This window comes from Providencia sp. PROV048, from assembly GCF_033688165.1.
Taxonomy (GTDB): domain Bacteria; phylum Pseudomonadota; class Gammaproteobacteria; order Enterobacterales; family Enterobacteriaceae; genus Providencia; species Providencia hangzhouensis.
The window spans coordinates 4,136,660-4,152,920 of the sequence record NZ_CP096360.1; the positions used below are offsets into that span (position 1 = coordinate 4,136,660).

Annotated in this window: 10 protein-coding genes and 1 pseudogene; 7 read left to right on the forward strand and 4 right to left on the reverse strand. The window is 43.7% G+C overall.

Features of this window, described 5'->3' with window-relative positions; translation table 11 throughout:
• Positions 1 to 94 precede the first annotated feature (94 nt).
• Positions 95 to 1,646: pseudogene (gene gadC, locus M1F26_RS18665) on the forward strand (glutamate:gamma-aminobutyrate antiporter).
• Positions 1,647 to 1,718: 72 nt separating this feature from the next.
• On the opposite strand, the gene ppc reads toward gadC, so the two are convergent.
• From ppc to metB, 3 genes are all read right to left on the reverse strand, one after another.
• A complete protein-coding gene (ppc, locus tag M1F26_RS18670; protein WP_140172847.1) occupies positions 1,719 to 4,358 on the reverse strand; it encodes a phosphoenolpyruvate carboxylase in 2,640 nt (879 codons plus the stop codon).
• A 403-nt stretch (positions 4,359 to 4,761) separates the two neighbouring features.
• Positions 4,762 to 7,203 carry a bifunctional aspartate kinase/homoserine dehydrogenase II gene (locus M1F26_RS18675; protein ID WP_140172848.1) on the reverse strand — a complete coding sequence of 814 codons (2,442 nt, stop codon included), beginning with the start codon at positions 7,201 to 7,203 and terminating at the stop codon, positions 4,762 to 4,764.
• A 12-nt stretch (positions 7,204 to 7,215) separates the two neighbouring features.
• Complete coding sequence (gene metB, locus M1F26_RS18680; RefSeq protein ID WP_140172849.1) at positions 7,216 to 8,376, reverse strand: cystathionine gamma-synthase; 1,161 nt, start codon at positions 8,374 to 8,376, stop codon at positions 7,216 to 7,218.
• Between the two features lie 315 nt (positions 8,377 to 8,691).
• On the opposite strand from metB, the gene metJ reads away from it, so the two are divergent.
• Positions 8,692 to 9,009, forward strand: coding sequence for a met regulon transcriptional regulator MetJ (metJ, locus tag M1F26_RS18685; RefSeq protein WP_004265315.1), 318 nt, complete (start codon positions 8,692 to 8,694; stop codon positions 9,007 to 9,009).
• Positions 9,010 to 9,272: 263 nt separating this feature from the next.
• On the opposite strand, the gene rpmE is transcribed toward metJ, so the two are convergent.
• Positions 9,273 to 9,488 carry a 50S ribosomal protein L31 gene (gene rpmE, locus M1F26_RS18690; RefSeq protein WP_004265313.1) on the reverse strand — a complete coding sequence of 72 codons (216 nt, stop codon included), beginning with the start codon at positions 9,486 to 9,488 and terminating at the stop codon, positions 9,273 to 9,275.
• A 218-nt stretch (positions 9,489 to 9,706) separates the two neighbouring features.
• Between rpmE and priA the strand changes: the two genes are divergently transcribed.
• From priA to hslU, 5 genes are all read left to right on the forward strand, one after another.
• The gene (gene priA / locus M1F26_RS18695) at positions 9,707 to 11,905 is read left to right on the forward strand and encodes a primosomal protein N' (protein WP_140172851.1); all 2,199 of its coding nucleotides are present in this window, start codon (positions 9,707 to 9,709) and stop codon (positions 11,903 to 11,905) included.
• Positions 11,906 to 12,246: 341 nt separating this feature from the next.
• Positions 12,247 to 13,275 carry a DNA-binding transcriptional regulator CytR gene (gene cytR, locus M1F26_RS18700; protein ID WP_004265308.1) on the forward strand — a complete coding sequence of 343 codons (1,029 nt, stop codon included), beginning with the start codon at positions 12,247 to 12,249 and terminating at the stop codon, positions 13,273 to 13,275.
• A 73-nt stretch (positions 13,276 to 13,348) separates the two neighbouring features.
• Positions 13,349 to 14,155, forward strand: a complete 807-nt coding sequence (gene ftsN / locus M1F26_RS18705) for a cell division protein FtsN (RefSeq protein WP_140172853.1) — start codon at positions 13,349 to 13,351, stop codon at positions 14,153 to 14,155.
• 169 nt (positions 14,156 to 14,324) lie between these two features.
• Positions 14,325 to 14,855 carry an ATP-dependent protease subunit HslV gene (gene hslV / locus M1F26_RS18710; RefSeq protein WP_004265304.1) on the forward strand — a complete coding sequence of 177 codons (531 nt, stop codon included), beginning with the start codon at positions 14,325 to 14,327 and terminating at the stop codon, positions 14,853 to 14,855.
• An 11-nt stretch (positions 14,856 to 14,866) separates the two neighbouring features.
• Positions 14,867 to 16,201 (forward strand): HslU--HslV peptidase ATPase subunit, encoded by a 1,335-nt coding sequence (gene hslU, locus M1F26_RS18715; protein ID WP_004265302.1) that lies wholly within the window; start codon positions 14,867 to 14,869, stop codon positions 16,199 to 16,201.
• Positions 16,202 to 16,261 lie beyond the last annotated feature (60 nt).

The window sequence follows — 16,261 nt, forward strand, 5'->3', positions numbered from 1 at the left end:
TGTTGTTAACGAGCCAAAGAGCCTTAGGTTCTTTGGCTCCTACTGAGATCCGCCCTGAAAAGGCAGATTGTTTATCGATTTGAGGAGAACTCGTATGGCAACAACGACAGCTCCAGCCGCAAAGCAACTGACACTACTTGGCTTTTTTGCCATCACTGCATCAATGGTGATGGCCGTTTATGAATATCCAACATTTGCAACATCTGGCTTTAGCCTCGTATTTTTCCTGCTATTAGGAGGATTATTGTGGTTTATTCCTGTCGCATTGTGTGCCGCAGAAATGGCAACCGTAGAAGGTTGGGAGGAAGGTGGTGTATTTGCATGGGTTTCTAATACATTAGGCGAACGTTGGGGATTTGCCGCTATTTCATTTGGTTATTTACAAATTGCGATTGGCTTTATTCCTATGCTGTATTTCGTATTAGGGGCACTGTCTTATATTTTAAATTGGCCAGAACTGAATACAGACCCAATCACTAAAACGATAGGGGGCACTTGTTATTCTCTGGGTATTGGCTTTCACCCAATTTGGCGGAACTAAATATACTGCCACGATTGCGAAAGTCGGTTTTTTCGCAGGCATCTTGCTTCCAGCGCTAATTTTGGTCTTTCTAGCGATCAGCTATTTAGCCAGCGGCTCTCCATTGGCCATTGAAATTAGTACTGAAACCTTTATTCCTGATTTCACCAAAATTGGCACACTCGTGGTATTTGTCGCCTTTATTTTGAGCTATATGGGTGTTGAAGCTTCAGCAACTCACGTTAATGAGATGAAAAACCCCGGTCGAGATTACCCCGCAGCGATGTTTTTACTCATGATAGCGGCAATTTGTTTAAGCTCAATTGGTGGGTTATCGGTAGCAGCGGTGATCCCAAACAGTGAAATTAATTTATCTGCTGGTGTGGTACAAACATTCAATGTGCTTGTCACACACTTTAATTCATCCCTTGAATGGGCAGTGAGAATTATTGCGGCACTATTATTGCTTGGCGTGCTGGCTGAGATTGCCTCTTGGATTGTGGGGCCATCCCGCGGGATGTATGTCGCGGCACAGAAAGGTATTCTGCCGCAAGGCTTTGCCAAGGTGAATAAAAATGGCGTACCGGTAACACTGGTGATTTCGCAGTTGTTGATCACAACAGTAGCGATTATCGTCCTCACCAATACTGGGGGCGGTGGTAATATGTCATTCCTTATTGCTCTAGCCTTAACGGTAGTTATCTATTTATGTAGCTATTTCATGCTATTTTTAGGTTATATGCAGTTAGTTTGCAAACAACCAGAGAAAAAACGTGTCTTCAATATACCGGGAGGTAAAGGCATTAAACTTCTCATTGCGTTAGTCGGCCTAATTGTTTCTATCTTAGCCTTTGTGATTTCATTCTTCCCACCGAGTTCTTTACCGAATGGTGCGAGTAATACCACCTATGTGACGTTACTTGCGGTTAGCTTTGTGATTATTTTCTTACTGCCCTTTGTAATTTATGCTTTCCATAACAAACAAGGTAAGAAAACTAATGTCTCTATGGTGCATATCAAAACGCATAATGCGCCAGCTAACCATTTCTTTATTCACCCTCGAGCTCGCTCTACGTATCACTTGATTCATCATGATAAACCAGACGATGGTTCATCCAACTCGTAATAACCCGTAAAAATAATGAGGGCCACCATTTGGTGGCCCTCAGATTATTCAAGTACTTTAAAAATCAACAAACTAACCCGTATTACGCATGCCTGCTGCCACACCTGCAATGGTCACCATCAAAGCTTGCTCGACACGTGGGTCTGGCTGCTCTTGTTGGCGGGAACGGTGTAAAAGCTCTGCTTGTAAGACATTTAATGGGTCAGTATAAACATTACGTAACGCGATGGATTCCGCTATCCAAGGTAAATCCGCCATTAGCGCTTCATCTTTTGAAACCGCCAGCACGCTTTTAATATCTTCAGATAACTGGTCACGCAGTTTTTGCCCTAATGGCCATAAGCGCTCTTCCACCAAGCGGTGGTCGTAATATTCCGCCAGCCATAAATCTGCTTTTGCATAAACCATTTCTAACATCGCAATACGCGTATTAAAGAATGGCCACTGCTGCCACATTTCATCAAGAATGGCTTGTTTGCCTTCTTTCTCAATGACATGTTTTAGCGCCGCTCCTGCCCCTAACCATGCGGGTAACATTAAGCGGTTTTGCGTCCATGCAAAAATCCATGGGATCGCACGCAAAGTTTCCACACCACCAGTTGGGCGGCGTTTTGCAGGACGCGACCCAAGCGGTAATTTACCTAGCTCTAGCTCCGGTGTTGCGGCACGGAAATAAGGCACAAAATCCGGTTGTTCACGTACATAATCACGGTACATCGCACAGGACACATCAGATAGCGAATCCATCACGGACTTCCACTCATCTTTTGGCTCTGGTGGCGGTAAAAGGTTCGCTTCTAAAATAGCACTGGCGTATAACGCAAGGCTGCTAATGGTAACTTGCGGCAAACCGAATTTAAAACGGATCATCTCGCCTTGCTCGGTTACCCGCAACCCACCTTTTAAACTACCCGGCGGTTGAGAAAGTAATGCAGAATGTGCAGGCGCACCACCGCGGCCAATTGTACCGCCACGCCCATGGAATAATGTCAGTGTGACACCTTCTTTCTCACACAATTTAATCAGTGCATCTTGCGCGCGATACTGCGCCCATGAAGCTGCCATTACCCCTGCATCTTTAGCAGAATCCGAGTAACCAATCATCACCATTTGGCGATCATCGATAAGGTTGCGATACCACTCAATGCTTAACAGCTTGGTCATCACACTTTCTGCGTTATTTAAATCTTCCAGTGTTTCGAATAGCGGCGCGACTGGTAAGCGAACCGACGCCCCATTCTCTTTTAGCAGTAATTTAACCGCCAGCACATCTGATGGGACTTTCGCCATTGAAATAACATAAGCCGCAACAGAATCATTTTTGGCTTTCGCAATCACTCGACAAGTTTCAAACACTTCCTGTGTTTCTGCACTCGGCTGCCAATCTTGCGGGATAAGTGGGCGTAAAGATTGTAGCTCTGCCAACAAAAACTGTTGTTTTTCCTCTTCTGACCACTGCGAGTAATCACCCAACCCTAAATACTGAGTCAGCTCTGCAATGGCTTCAGTGTGACGAGTACTTTCTTGGCGCACATCAATACGTACCAGTTGCAAACCAAAGCTACGAATACGGCGCAGAGTATCCAACAACTGACCATTAGCAATAATTTTCATATTGCAGGCAATTAATGATTGGTAGCACGCGTATAGCGGGTCCCATAATTGAGCATTATCCACCAATAGGTCTGCTGGTGGTAAAACTTGCTCGCCTTTTACACGGCGCTCTAAGTACTCTAGCGTCGAAAATAGTTGGCTACGTAAATTTTTCGCGATTTGGCGATAAGGCTCATCAACGTCATCCCCCCCAGCTAACGCACGCAGCTCTGAGGTCGCTTCCGTCATCGAAAGCTCTGAAACCAATACTTGAATATCTTTGAGGAATAAGTCTGCCGCTTTCCAGCGACTCAGCAATAAAACTTGGCGAGTCACATCCGCAGTTACGTTCGGGTTACCATCACGGTCTCCACCCATCCATGAGGTAAAACGAATAGGATTGGCTTCAACCGGTAATACTGCCCCAATAGAGTCCTCAAGTTGTTCGTTAAATTCACGTAAGAAAGCAGGAACCCCTTCCCACAATGAATTTTCCACAACAGCAAAACCCCATTTAGCTTCATCAATGGGTGTTGGGCGAATTTTACGAATTTCATCGGTATGCCATGATTGAGCCACCAATTGACGCAAGCGGCGCATGATATTATTGCGTTCATAATCCGCAATGTCATCATGGTCGAGTTGTGACAAACAGTTATTTACCTCAACTAATTTATGGATCAACGTACGGCGAGCAATTTCCGTTGGGTGAGCCGTTAAAACCAGCTCAATTGAAAGCTGTTCAACTGCTTTTTGGATATCACCATCAGTGAAGTTTTTGCCTTTTAATCGGCTAAACAGATTTTTCAATGCTACTGGGTTACTTGCCGCTTCGCCGTGAGGCGAAATACTGTGGTATTGCTCAGCGACATTTGTCAGGTTTAAGAATTGGTTAAATGCCCTTGCAACGGGTAGCAATTCATCATTAGAAAGATTTTGTAATGTCATCAGCAGTTTTTGGCGCTGAACTTCATTACCTGCACGAGAAGATTTGGAAAGCTTACGAATGGACTCAACTTTGTCGAGTATGTCCTCACCTAAGGCTTCCTTGATGGTATCGCCGAGTAGCTTACCCAGCATACTGACATTACTGCGCATTGCGGAATATTGCTGATTCATGAGACTCCTGACCTTGTGCTTCTGGCAGAATGCATTCCCGCACGGTTCACGGTTAACAGACTGCTACCTGTTTCCTGTAACAAAATTTCAGTCGGCTGCGTTAGAGTTGTCGTTTTGTGATGCAGGCCGCTAAATTTACCCTTCAGTGTATATTCATATCAGAAAAAAATGACTTTGGGGGATTTTTCTGAAATTTAATTACAGCCTTATTTTTATTAATTTTTCTTATTTAAGTATTGTTTCAGCGCAATATATCGTCGATTCAGCACTTTTAAGACATGAATAATGTTTAAGAATTAAATCATCAGAATAAAAAACAGAAAATGAAGGGATAAATTAAAAATCTTCATGATGCATTGGTGCCCTCAATACCGAAGAGAACACCAATGCACTGAATAAATGATTATAAAAGTTGAGAGAGTCGGTTCAGATCCGATTGAATAGCACCCGCAGTCACATCGCGCCCCGCTCCGGGCCCACGGATCACTAATGGGTTGTCTCGATACCAACGGCTTTCAATAGCAAACACATTGTCACCCGGTAATAATGAGGCCAGTGGATGTTCCGGCTTCACCGCTTCCACCCCCACTTTTGCTTTGCCTTTTACCGCATCAAACCGTGCGACATAACGTAGCACTAACCCAAGTTCTTGCGCCGCTTCTAAGCGCTGCTGCATTTGCTCGTTAATAACCGCACTGTTTTCAAAAAACGCGTCCAAAGAACCTGCCTGTGCTTGTTTTGGCACTAAAGACTCAACTCTCACATCATCCGGCTCGATGTCATAACCCGCTTCACGGGCTAAAATAATTAATTTTCGCATGACATCTTGCCCTGATAAATCAATGCGTGGATCTGGTTCAGTTAACCCTTGCTGCCAAGCTTGCTCTACTAGCTCGCTAAATGGGATAGAACCGTCAAACTGTAAAAATAGCCATGATAGCGTTCCAGAAAAAATACCACTGATAGTCAGAATAGAGTCACCGCTTTCTTTTAAATCACGTACTGTATAGTTAATCGGTAACCCTGCCCCTACCGTCGCGTTATATAACCAGTGACGACCTGTTTTTGCGAACGCATCGCGAATTTGACGATATTGCGCCGTTTGCGCCGCCCCCGCAATTTTATTTGCACTAATCACATGAAAACCATAACTGGCAAAATCTACATAGTCATCTGCCAACGTTTCACTGGCTGTGACGTCTAATACCACTAAATCATCATAAGGGTGGGAGCGCATCCATAAAAATAGGTTATCGTCCTCATGCTCTACGGCTTCATCATCAAAGAAAGCGAGTGCACGACTTGGGTCAATCCCTTGGTAATTCAGTAAGCTACGGCGGCTGTCTACTACGCCAGCTAGGACGAAATCAAAGTCACTACGTGCAGAAATTTTGTGTTGCTCCGCGGCAAAAAGTTCTAACCAACGCGCGCCAATATTCCCTTTACCAAATAACACTAAACCGATGCGTTTTTCTGCGCGGAATAAGCTTTGGTGCATCCCTTTAATTAGATGTTCCGTTTGGTTAGAACGCAAAACAGCAACTAAACTGATATCGTCCTCTGAATGCCAAATAAATTCAACAGGTTGCCCTTTTAATTCCTCATAAAAGCGGTGGCTATGTAACGGTTTTTTACACACCCCCGCACCGACTAATGCCACCAGAGAAAAACCTTCACGTAATGATAATGACCCCGGTAAACCGGCTTCTTCAAGGGTATTTAAGGCACTTTCGACAATCTCGGAGGTATAGCACAATTGCAGTAAAGAACGGTCATGATGAATACCGCGAGCCAAAGGGCGCAATTGAGCACGTTTAAGTAATAAATCCACATCTTTGCAGATTTGTTTAAAATCACGCCCCGCGGCGATACGCAATTCAATCAGACACACATCATCATGACTAGTCACGATTTTCGCACCAGCCCCTGATGCAAGCACCCGTTCAATTTTTGTTGAACCCTGTTCAGGTTGATAGCTACACCTTAATTGCAAATCAATGTTGCTCACAGAAACAGGCTGTAAAGTCCGTGTATGTAAAACGGGAGCCGCTAAACGCGCTAATTCACTCGCTTCATCAAGACGTAACAAAGGCAGTAAACACGCATCTTTCACTTTACGAGGATCCGCACTATATACCCCAGCAACATCACTCCAAATCGTCACTTTAGCAGCATCCGCCAACGCACCAACTTGTGTTGCAGAATAATCACTGCCATTGCGCCCGAGTAATACGGTTTCACCTTGCTGATTCCGTGAAATAAACCCTGTTACCACAATACGACGGTTAGGTAATTGCGTTAGCTGTTGCTGTAACAAATACCGTGACTGTATTTCATCAACTTGTGGCTGTGCCGCACGTTCCGCACGTAGAAATAAACGTGCATCGAGCCATGCACTTGCCATATCGGCTTGGGCAAGCACTTCTGCCATCAAGCGAGCTGACCAAATTTCACCGTGCCCGACCACTTCTGCATAAATCGCATCATTTATGGGTTGATCCAACAATGCACTTAAACGCTCTAAATCGTGAATAAATAACTGGCTTAATTCTACGGCTTTTTGTTCCGGTAAAAGAGATTCAATTAAATCAAGTTGATAGCGGCGTAACGACTGTTGAGCTTGATGAGCCGAAATACGATCACTTTGGCTTAATTTTAACCAATTGATCAACTGATTAGTTGTACTACCCGCGGCAGAAACCACCATTAAATCACCGGGTTGACTATAGTTGGCCATAATTGTTGCAACGCGTTGATAGCACTTCGCATCGGCTAAACTACTGCCCCCAAACTTATGTAACTGGCGGTGGCAAGGAGCCACCTCAACCGCTGTTAGTACACTCATCAAAAAACTCCGCTAACGTTGTGCCGCAACCTGAAATGCGTGATCTAAGTCTGTGATTAAGTCCTGAGGATCTTCAATCCCCACTGAAATTCTTAGCAAGCTATCTGTAATCCCCGCTTGCGCACGAGCTTCTGCTGACATACCTGCATGCGTCATTGTCGCAGTATGGGAAATCAATGTTTCCACCCCACCCAATGACTCCGCCAATGTAAACAGGCTAAGTGAGCGAAGAAAATGGCGAAGTTGTGGCTCATCACCTGCAAATTCAAAACTCAGCATCGCACCAAAGCCTTTTTGCTGTTTCACTGCTATTTCGTGCCCGGGGTGATCTTCTAATGCAGGATAATACAATTTTTTCACTAAAGGCTGCGATTTAAGATATTTTACGATCTCTTGTGCGTTTTGCTGTTGCTGTAATACACGTGGAGATAACGTTCTGATACCTCTCAAGAGTAGATAGCTATCAAAAGCGCCCCCAGTAACACCAATATTATTCGCCCACCAAGCAAGCTCTATTACCCACTTTTCTTCTTTCGCAATCACCACTCCTGCAACGATATCAGAATGGCCATTCAGGTATTTAGTGCATGAATGCACCACAAAATCTGCGCCGAGTGAAAGAGGCTGCTGCAAAATTGGGCTTAAAAAAGTATTATCGACAACGACTAATGCCCCTACATCATGGGCTAACTGGGCAATATGCTGTATATCAAAAATTCTTAATAGTGGGTTACTTGGTGTTTCTATTAACACTAATTTGGGTTTTTTCGCTAATGCTGCCTGCAATGCAGATTCATCACTTTGGTCGACAAATTGCACCTGATAAGCCCCACGCTGGCTTTGGCTATTAAATAACCGGTAGCTTCCACCGTAACAGTCATGTGGCGCAACGAGTAAATCACCCGGTTGCAGAAAAACGGTACATAACAGGTGAAGCGCAGACATCCCACTGTTAGTTAGTACCGAACCACTCCCCCCCTCAAGTTGTGCCAATGTTTTTTGCACAATATCACGCCCTGGGTTTCCACGACGTGAATAATCATGAGCTCTCGGTTCATTAAAGTCAGTAAAATTATAGGTACTGGATAAATAAATGGGAGGCACTACGCAACCAAATTGTTGATCTTCATTTAATCCATTATGAATTGCGATAGTTGACGGCTTGTAAGTCATAAACGCTTCTCCTGAACAGTGATAGGCTAAATCATACCCATCGGATGTTTGGACGTCAATATATCTAGACGTCTAAACCTCTTTACGTTTATATCAACTAATGGAATAATCAACCTTAATTATGATGTGTAAATTGATAGTCAATCACACAAATCAGCTTAACTTACTCATTTCACAAAAAATATTGTGATAAACTAAGTTAAGTGTCGTCACATTTGTATGCAGTTCTTCATCCTTGAAAGCTTAGATTAAGTTTCTATTAAAAAGAATGTGCATATTATTTTTAATTATTACTGAAAATATCCAAGGTATCCCATGGCTGAATGGAATGGTGAGTATGTCAGTCCGTATGCTGAACATGGCAAAAAGAGTGAGCAAGTAAAAAAAATTACAGTATCTATCCCTTTGAAGGTACTAAAAATTTTAACTGATGAGCGTACTCGCCGTCAGATCAACAACTTACGTCATGCCACTAACAGTGAATTACTGTGTGAAGCATTTTTGCATGCATTCACAGGCCAACCACTGCCAAATGATGAAGACTTGCGTAAAGAACGTAATGACGAGATCCCTGAAGCCGCAAAAGAAATCATGCGCGAATTAGGTATCGACCCTGAAACGTGGGAATATTAATCCTAATTAGTCGCCATTACGTGCCTCAAAGTTTTAACTACGTCGCAAACCTTGCGACGTAGTGCCTTCCCTTATGTTTTATTCAAGATAGCTATAACTATAATGGCGATACGCTCAAGTCTAAAGTCAAAATACGCAGTAATGACATCATGCTCGGTGTCGTTTATCACTTCTAATTTCTTCATTTAGACATAAAAACGCTTATTTTGGGCATTAAAAAAGGGAAACTCAGTTTCCCTTTTTTTCGCATTTCACAAGTTCGATTATTTTTTAGAACCTGGGATGCTGAAACGTTGGTTGAAGCGATCAACACGACCACCAGTCGCAACATCACGCTGTTTACCAGTATAGAACGGGTGGCAGTTACCACAAACGTCCAGGTTCAGCGAGTGACCAGCAGTTGAATTAATTTTCATTACATTACCGCAAGAACAAGTTGCAGTAACTTCTTCGTATTTAGGGTGAATACCTTTTTTCATGGGAGAACCTCTATTAAGGCCGTGTCGCCATTCCAGCCCTAACGCCGGACACCACACGTCGTGTTGATTGAATTTTATATATTGGTAAAAATAGATACCAAAGGCGGCGGATCATACAGAAATTCTGTTTATCACGCAATGAAAACCGAGTAAATTTTGTGGTACTCTAGTCAACAATCGCTCGCATTATCGCATAAAAAATAGACGGAAACCCAGATATGATCGTCGTTCAGGTGGCTTTACCTGTCCCTTTAAACCGCACATTTGATTATCGCCTTCCTGATAACATGCCACTACCAGTGATTGGCAGCCGTGTTATGGTGCCATTTGGCAAGCGCCAAGCCTTGGGTATTGTGGTAAAGCACAGCGATAAAAGCGAATTTGCTGAAGATAAATTAAAAGCCATCGAACTGGTTCTCGACCACCAAACGCTCTTCCCTGACGATATTTGGCAGCTCTTATTGTGGTCTTCACAATACTATCATTACCCAATAGGTGAAGTGCTCTTCCACGCATTACCCACACTATTGCGCCAAGGTAAACCCGCTGAATTTACCCCTATTTGGCAATGGCAAGTAACGGATGAAGGCTTAGCGGTTGACCTTAATGAGCTAAAACGTTCTCCAAAACAGCAGCAAGCTCTTGCACTTCTGCGTCGTCGACCCGTTTATCGCCATCAAGTCAGTGAGCTTGAAATCAGTGAAAGCGCTTTGCAAGCACTGAAAAAGAAAGCTTATATTGATTTGCGCCCCGTTCCACCGACTAGCGAAAAGTGGCAACCAAGCTTCACAGTTTGTGGTGAAAGGCTGCGTCTTAATAGTGAGCAAGCGACAGCTGTCGGTGCTATACGTGCTGAAGATGACCAATTTTCACCATGGCTACTCGCTGGGATCACAGGGTCCGGTAAGACGGAAGTGTACCTAAGTGTATTGGAAAATGTTCTTGCCCAAGGTAAACAAGCTTTAGTTTTGGTACCTGAAATTGGCTTGACCCCACAAACCATTAGCCGTTTTCGTGAGCGCTTCAATGCCCCCGTTGATGTGTTGCACTCAGGGCTGAACGATAGCGAGCGTTTAGCTGTTTGGTTACGCGCTAAGCAAGGGCAAAATGCCATTATTATTGGGACTCGCTCGGCACTGTTCACCCCTTTCGCCCACCTTGGCATTATTATTATTGATGAAGAGCATGACAGCTCATATAAACAGCAAGATGGCTGGCGTTATCATGCCCGTGATTTAGCGGTTTTCCGTGCTAAAAAGAACAATATACCGATTGTCATGGGTACTGCGACGCCATCATTAGAAACCTTATTCAATGTTCAACAACATAAATATCGGCAATTAAATCTCACTATTCGGGCAGGTAATGCACGCCCCGCGACTCAACACCTTATTGACTTAAAAGGCCAGCCACTAAAATTTGGCCTTTCACACTTATTAATTCAACACATTAAAGAGCACCTTGCACAAAACAATCAGGTGATTTTATTTTTAAATCGCCGTGGTTATTCCCCTGCATTGATTTGCCATGAATGTGGTTGGATTGCAGAGTGCCAGCGTTGTGACCACTATTACACCCTGCACCAAAATTTTCATCAATTACGCTGCCACCATTGCGATAGCCAGCGCCCTGTTCCTCGCCAATGCCCACAATGTGGTTCAACGCATTTAGTACCTGTAGGAATGGGAACTGAGCAACTTGAGGAAGGGATTTGTGAACTGTTCCCTGATACCCCCGTTACCCGTATTGACCGTGATACCACGAGCCGTAAAGGGGAACTGGAACAGCATTTAAACCAAGTACATGAAGGGGGGGCTAGAATTCTTATTGGCACACAGATGTTAGCCAAGGGCCACCACTTCCCTGATGTCACCTTAGTCGCCTTGTTAGATGTCGACGGGGCTTTATTCTCGAGTGATTTTCGTGCAGCCGAACGGTTTGCTCAATTATACGTGCAAGTTTCTGGTCGAGCAGGGCGAGCTGGTAAACAAGGTGAAGTGTTCTTGCAAACCCACCATCCCGAACACCCATTGTTGCTCACGCTTCTTGAAAAGGGTTATCACGCATTTACCCAAGAAGCGATGGAAGAACGGCAAATCGCGATGTTACCGCCTTACACCAGCCATATATTGATACGCTCGGAAGATCACAATAACCAAGATTCACGTCAATTTCTGCAAAATGTGCGGCAATATATTGCTGAACATCCCCAAAGTGACGCGAAAATGTGGATCCTAGGCCCTTCGCCGTCGATTCAAGCCAAACGTGGTGGGCGATTCCGCTGGCAATTGCTATTGCAACACCCTTCGCGGCTTTATTTACAACAATTTATGGCGAAACTGTTGCCAGAAATTCTTCAACAGCCAGAAAGTCGCAAAGTAAAATGGAACATCGATGTGGACCCGACCGATTGTTAACTCATTACTCATGCTAAATGATTCATTTTATCTAACCATTTAACGTTATAAACCCTGCCAATATTTTCTTCGCAGTATGTTGATAACTTTGAATTATTTACCCTATAATGCTAAACAACCAATTTGAGCGTTTTTTATACATATTGAGTTTCATTTATCTTTTTGCCCTTAGCATTATTTTCAAAATTTGCGAAGCAGCTCTAAAAAATGATGCAAGTCACACTTTTTATGCAAACTAGGTAACAGATATTCTTGAGAAACCAATTAGAATAACCACTAATAATGACGTACTTGCGCCATTCAAAAAAAGCAAACGATTAAATCAATCTAAGGAAGGCGTTGTGGAAAGTAAAAAACACAATAACACGGCAACGATGAAAGATGTTGCTAGTGCCGCGGGCGTTTCGACAGCGACAGTATCTAGAACACTCATGAACCCGGAAAAAGTTTCTTTGCAAACACGCCAAAAAGTCGAACAAGCGGTGATGGATGTTGGCTATTATCCTCATAACCTTGCTAGAAGCTATAAGCGCAATGAATCAAAGACTATTCTTGTACTCGTTCCTAATATTCGCGACCCTTTCTTTAGTGATGTCGTGTGCGGCATTGAAGAAATTGCCGCTCAAGAAGGCTATTTTGTTTTGATTGGGGACTGTAAACACCAAGAAAAACAAGAAAATGCTTTTATTAATCTCATTATTACCAAACAAATTGATGGCATGGTCTTACTGGGTTCCAATATTCCATTCGATATCTCAACCGAAGAGCAAAAAAACCTCCCTCCAATTGTGATGGCCAATGAGTTCGCACCTGAGCTAAAACTGCCTACCGTGCATATCGATAACCTCACCGCCGCATTTAACGCAACACATTACCTACAAAAACAAGGCCATAAACTGATCGCTTGTATTGCAGGCCCTGACCATATGCCTTTAAGCCAATATCGTTTAGAAGGTTATAAAAAAGCCATGTTACGCACAGGTGAAAAACTGCGTGAAAATTATATTATTCGTGGTGATTTTACCCATGAGGGTGGCGCTGAAGCAGTGAAAACATTGATGTCACTTCCTGAACCACCGACAGCTATCTTTTGCCATAGTGATATCATGGCAATTGGTGCAATGTGGCAAGCGAAAAAAATGGGCTTAAAGCTCCCTGATGACCTTTCTTTTGTTGGTTTCGATAACTTAGAGCAAGCAAAATATACCTTGCCAGCCCTAACGACTATCAACCAACCTCGTGCTGAAATTGGCCATCATGCGATGCAATTACTGCTCGAGCAGATTCATGGGCACAATGTTAATCCAGGCTCACGTCTCCTAGATTCTGATTTAATCATTAGAGAGAGCACAAAAGCGCCTAAAAGCTAGTCAAAGTTGCTCAGGTTAAGTAACATGTTAACCCAAATGATGACTAACAATTGATAACTAGTGAATTAATAGCGTGGCACAAAAAGATTATGTAGCTCGAGGGCGCTCATCCGCCCGTAAAAAAAGCAAAGGTAAATCAAAGAAAGCACAAGGACTACCAATGACAACATTGGTTGTTGCTGTCACGATTGTCGTGCTATTTGTTGGCGGCCTGTTTTATATCACTCAAAATAAAAAGGACACACCACAGCCTCAGGTAGCCACTCCCACAACACCGGGTAGTACGCTTCCACCAAAGCCTGAAGAACGTTGGCGTTATATTAAGGAACTCGAGCGTCGTGGTGTGGATATGCCAAATATTCAACAGCCGAGCACGGGTAATAATATTGTGCGCCCATCAGATTTAACACCTGAACAGCGCCAGCTATTAGAACAAATTGATTCTGACAGACGCCAGCCTGTCACTAACTTGCAAGAAATACCTGCAAACGGTAAACCAGTGCCGCGTTCACAAGTGCTCATCAATGAGCCTGCTCAACCTATCGAGCCAGTGCAACGTAAACCAGCGACTAATATCCCTCCAAAACTTGAGGCTCAACCAACCGTGCCCACAACTCAACCACAAACGGCGCCAAGCACTAAACCGACAAACAGCTTGCAAAATATGGTTGTTCAATGTGGTTCATTCCGTACAGCAGAACAAGCCGAGTCTGTGCAAGCTACTTTGGCATTCTCAGGTATTGAAAGCCGTGTAAGCGCAGGTGGAGGTTGGCACCGTATCGTTTTAGGACCTTATTCCAAGTCCACTGCCGAAAAAATGCGTGACCGTGCAGCAGGTGCAGGTGTTTCCGGTTGTATTCTTCGTGCTTCTGGGGGTTGAAAAATTCCTCCTTCCCCCCCATGTACTGTTTTAATGTACTCATGAGCGGTACTTTGTGTCTTCAACCTAGTTCAAGTGATAGTTAATTAGACAACTATCACTTGAATTTAATCTTTTGAAAATCACATTCAACCGCATTCTTTTTTGTAATAAAACCAGGGGCTAACTCATGACAACAATCGTAAGTGTTCGCCGTAATGGCCAGGTCGTAATTGGTGGTGATGGACAGGCGACGATGGGTAATACCGTCATGAAAGGCAATGTCCGCAAAGTTCGCCGTTTATACAACGACAAAGTCATTGCCGGATTTGCCGGTGGCACCGCAGACGCATTCACATTATTTGAACTGTTTGAGCGCAAACTCGAACTGCATCAAGGCCATTTAACGAAAGCGGCCGTTGAACTTGCTAAAGATTGGCGTACCGACCGCATGCTTCGTAAATTAGAAGCCTTGTTAGCTGTCGCTGATGAACACACTTCACTGATCATTACAGGTAATGGTGATGTGGTTCAACCGGAAAACGACTTAATTGCGATTGGCTCCGGTGGCCCATATGCGCAATCAGCCGCACGTGCTTTGTTAGAAAATACAGACTTAAGTGCTAAAGAAATCGCTGAAAAAGCCCTCGCTATTGCGGGTGATATCTGTATTTACACCAACCATAATGTCAACTTTGAAGAAATTTCTTCAAAATCATAAGGATTGCTAGTATGTCCGAAATGACTCCACGCGAGATTGTCAGCGAACTCGACAATCATATTATTGGCCAAAATAAAGCCAAACGTTCTGTTGCGATTGCTCTGCGTAACCGCTGGCGCCGTATGCAGTTAAACGAAGTATTACGTCACGAAGTCACACCAAAAAATATTTTGATGATTGGGCCAACAGGGGTAGGTAAAACTGAAATTGCCCGCCGCCTTGCGAAATTAGCCAATGCGCCATTTATCAAAGTTGAAGCGACCAAATTTACTGAAGTCGGCTATGTTGGTAAAGAAGTTGACTCGATTATTCGCGATTTAACTGACTCTGCCGTTAAAATGGTGCGTTTACAGTCTATCGAAAAAAATCGCTATCGCGCCGAAGAAATGGCTGAAGAACGTATTTTAGACGTTCTTATCCCACCAGCAAAAAATAACTGGGGGCAATCTGAACCAACGGATGAGCATTCTCCAGCCCGCCAAGCATTCCGTAAAAAATTACGTGAAGGCCAATTAGACGATAAAGAAATTGAAATCGAAGTCGCTGCATCCCCTATGGGTGTTGAAATTATGGCACCTCCAGGCATGGAAGAGATGACTAACCAGTTACAATCCATGTTCCAAAACCTAGCAGGCCAAAAACAGAAACCTCGTAAGATGAAAATCAAAGAGGCATTCAAACTGCTAGTTGAAGAAGAAGCGGCTAAATTAGTCAACCCTGAAGAGCTAAAAGAACAAGCGATTGAAGCGGTTGAACAGAATGGTATCGTCTTCATCGATGAATTCGACAAAATTTGTAAACGCGGTGGCCAAAGTTCGGGGCCAGATGTATCCCGTGAAGGGGTTCAACGTGATTTACTGCCATTAATCGAAGGCTGTACCATTTCGACTAAGCACGGCATGGTCAAAACTGACCACATTCTGTTTATCGCTTCAGGTGCGTTCCAAGTTTCGAGCCCATCAGACTTGATCCCTGAACTCCAAGGTCGCTTGCCAATTCGTGTTGAATTACAAGCGCTGACAACTGAAGATTTTGTGCGTATTTTGACGGAACCAAATGCCTCATTAACTGAACAGTATAAAGCGCTGATGGCAACAGAAGGCGTGAATATTGAATTCACGACTGACGGTATTCGTAAAATTGCGGAGTCCGCATGGCAAGTCAATGAGTCAACCGAAAACATTGGTGCTCGTCGCTTGCACACCGTGCTTGAGCGTTTAATGGAAGATATTTCTTTCGATGCCAGTGACCGTAACGGGCAAACCATCCAAATCGATGCAGACTATGTCAGACAGCACTTAGATGAGCTGGTGGCGGATGAAGACCTGAGTAGATTTATTTTATAATCTTATTAATTATCTGGTTTTCATGTATCCTTAATATACATCGACTAAAGTGCAGCTTTT

Coding starts and splice junctions, on each gene's coding strand:
- hslU (WP_004265302.1), top strand. CDS start 14,867: ATGTCCGAAATGACTCCACGCGAGATTGTCAGCGAACTCGACAATCAT.
- M1F26_RS18675 (WP_140172848.1), bottom strand. CDS start 7,203: ATGAGTGTACTAACAGCGGTTGAGGTGGCTCCTTGCCACCGCCAGTTA.
- rpmE (WP_004265313.1), bottom strand. CDS start 9,488: ATGAAAAAAGGTATTCACCCTAAATACGAAGAAGTTACTGCAACTTGT.
- metJ (WP_004265315.1), top strand. CDS start 8,692: ATGGCTGAATGGAATGGTGAGTATGTCAGTCCGTATGCTGAACATGGC.
- priA (WP_140172851.1), top strand. CDS start 9,707: ATGATCGTCGTTCAGGTGGCTTTACCTGTCCCTTTAAACCGCACATTT.
- metB (WP_140172849.1), bottom strand. CDS start 8,376: ATGACTTACAAGCCGTCAACTATCGCAATTCATAATGGATTAAATGAA.
- hslV (WP_004265304.1), top strand. CDS start 14,325: ATGACAACAATCGTAAGTGTTCGCCGTAATGGCCAGGTCGTAATTGGT.
- ppc (WP_140172847.1), bottom strand. CDS start 4,358: ATGAATCAGCAATATTCCGCAATGCGCAGTAATGTCAGTATGCTGGGT.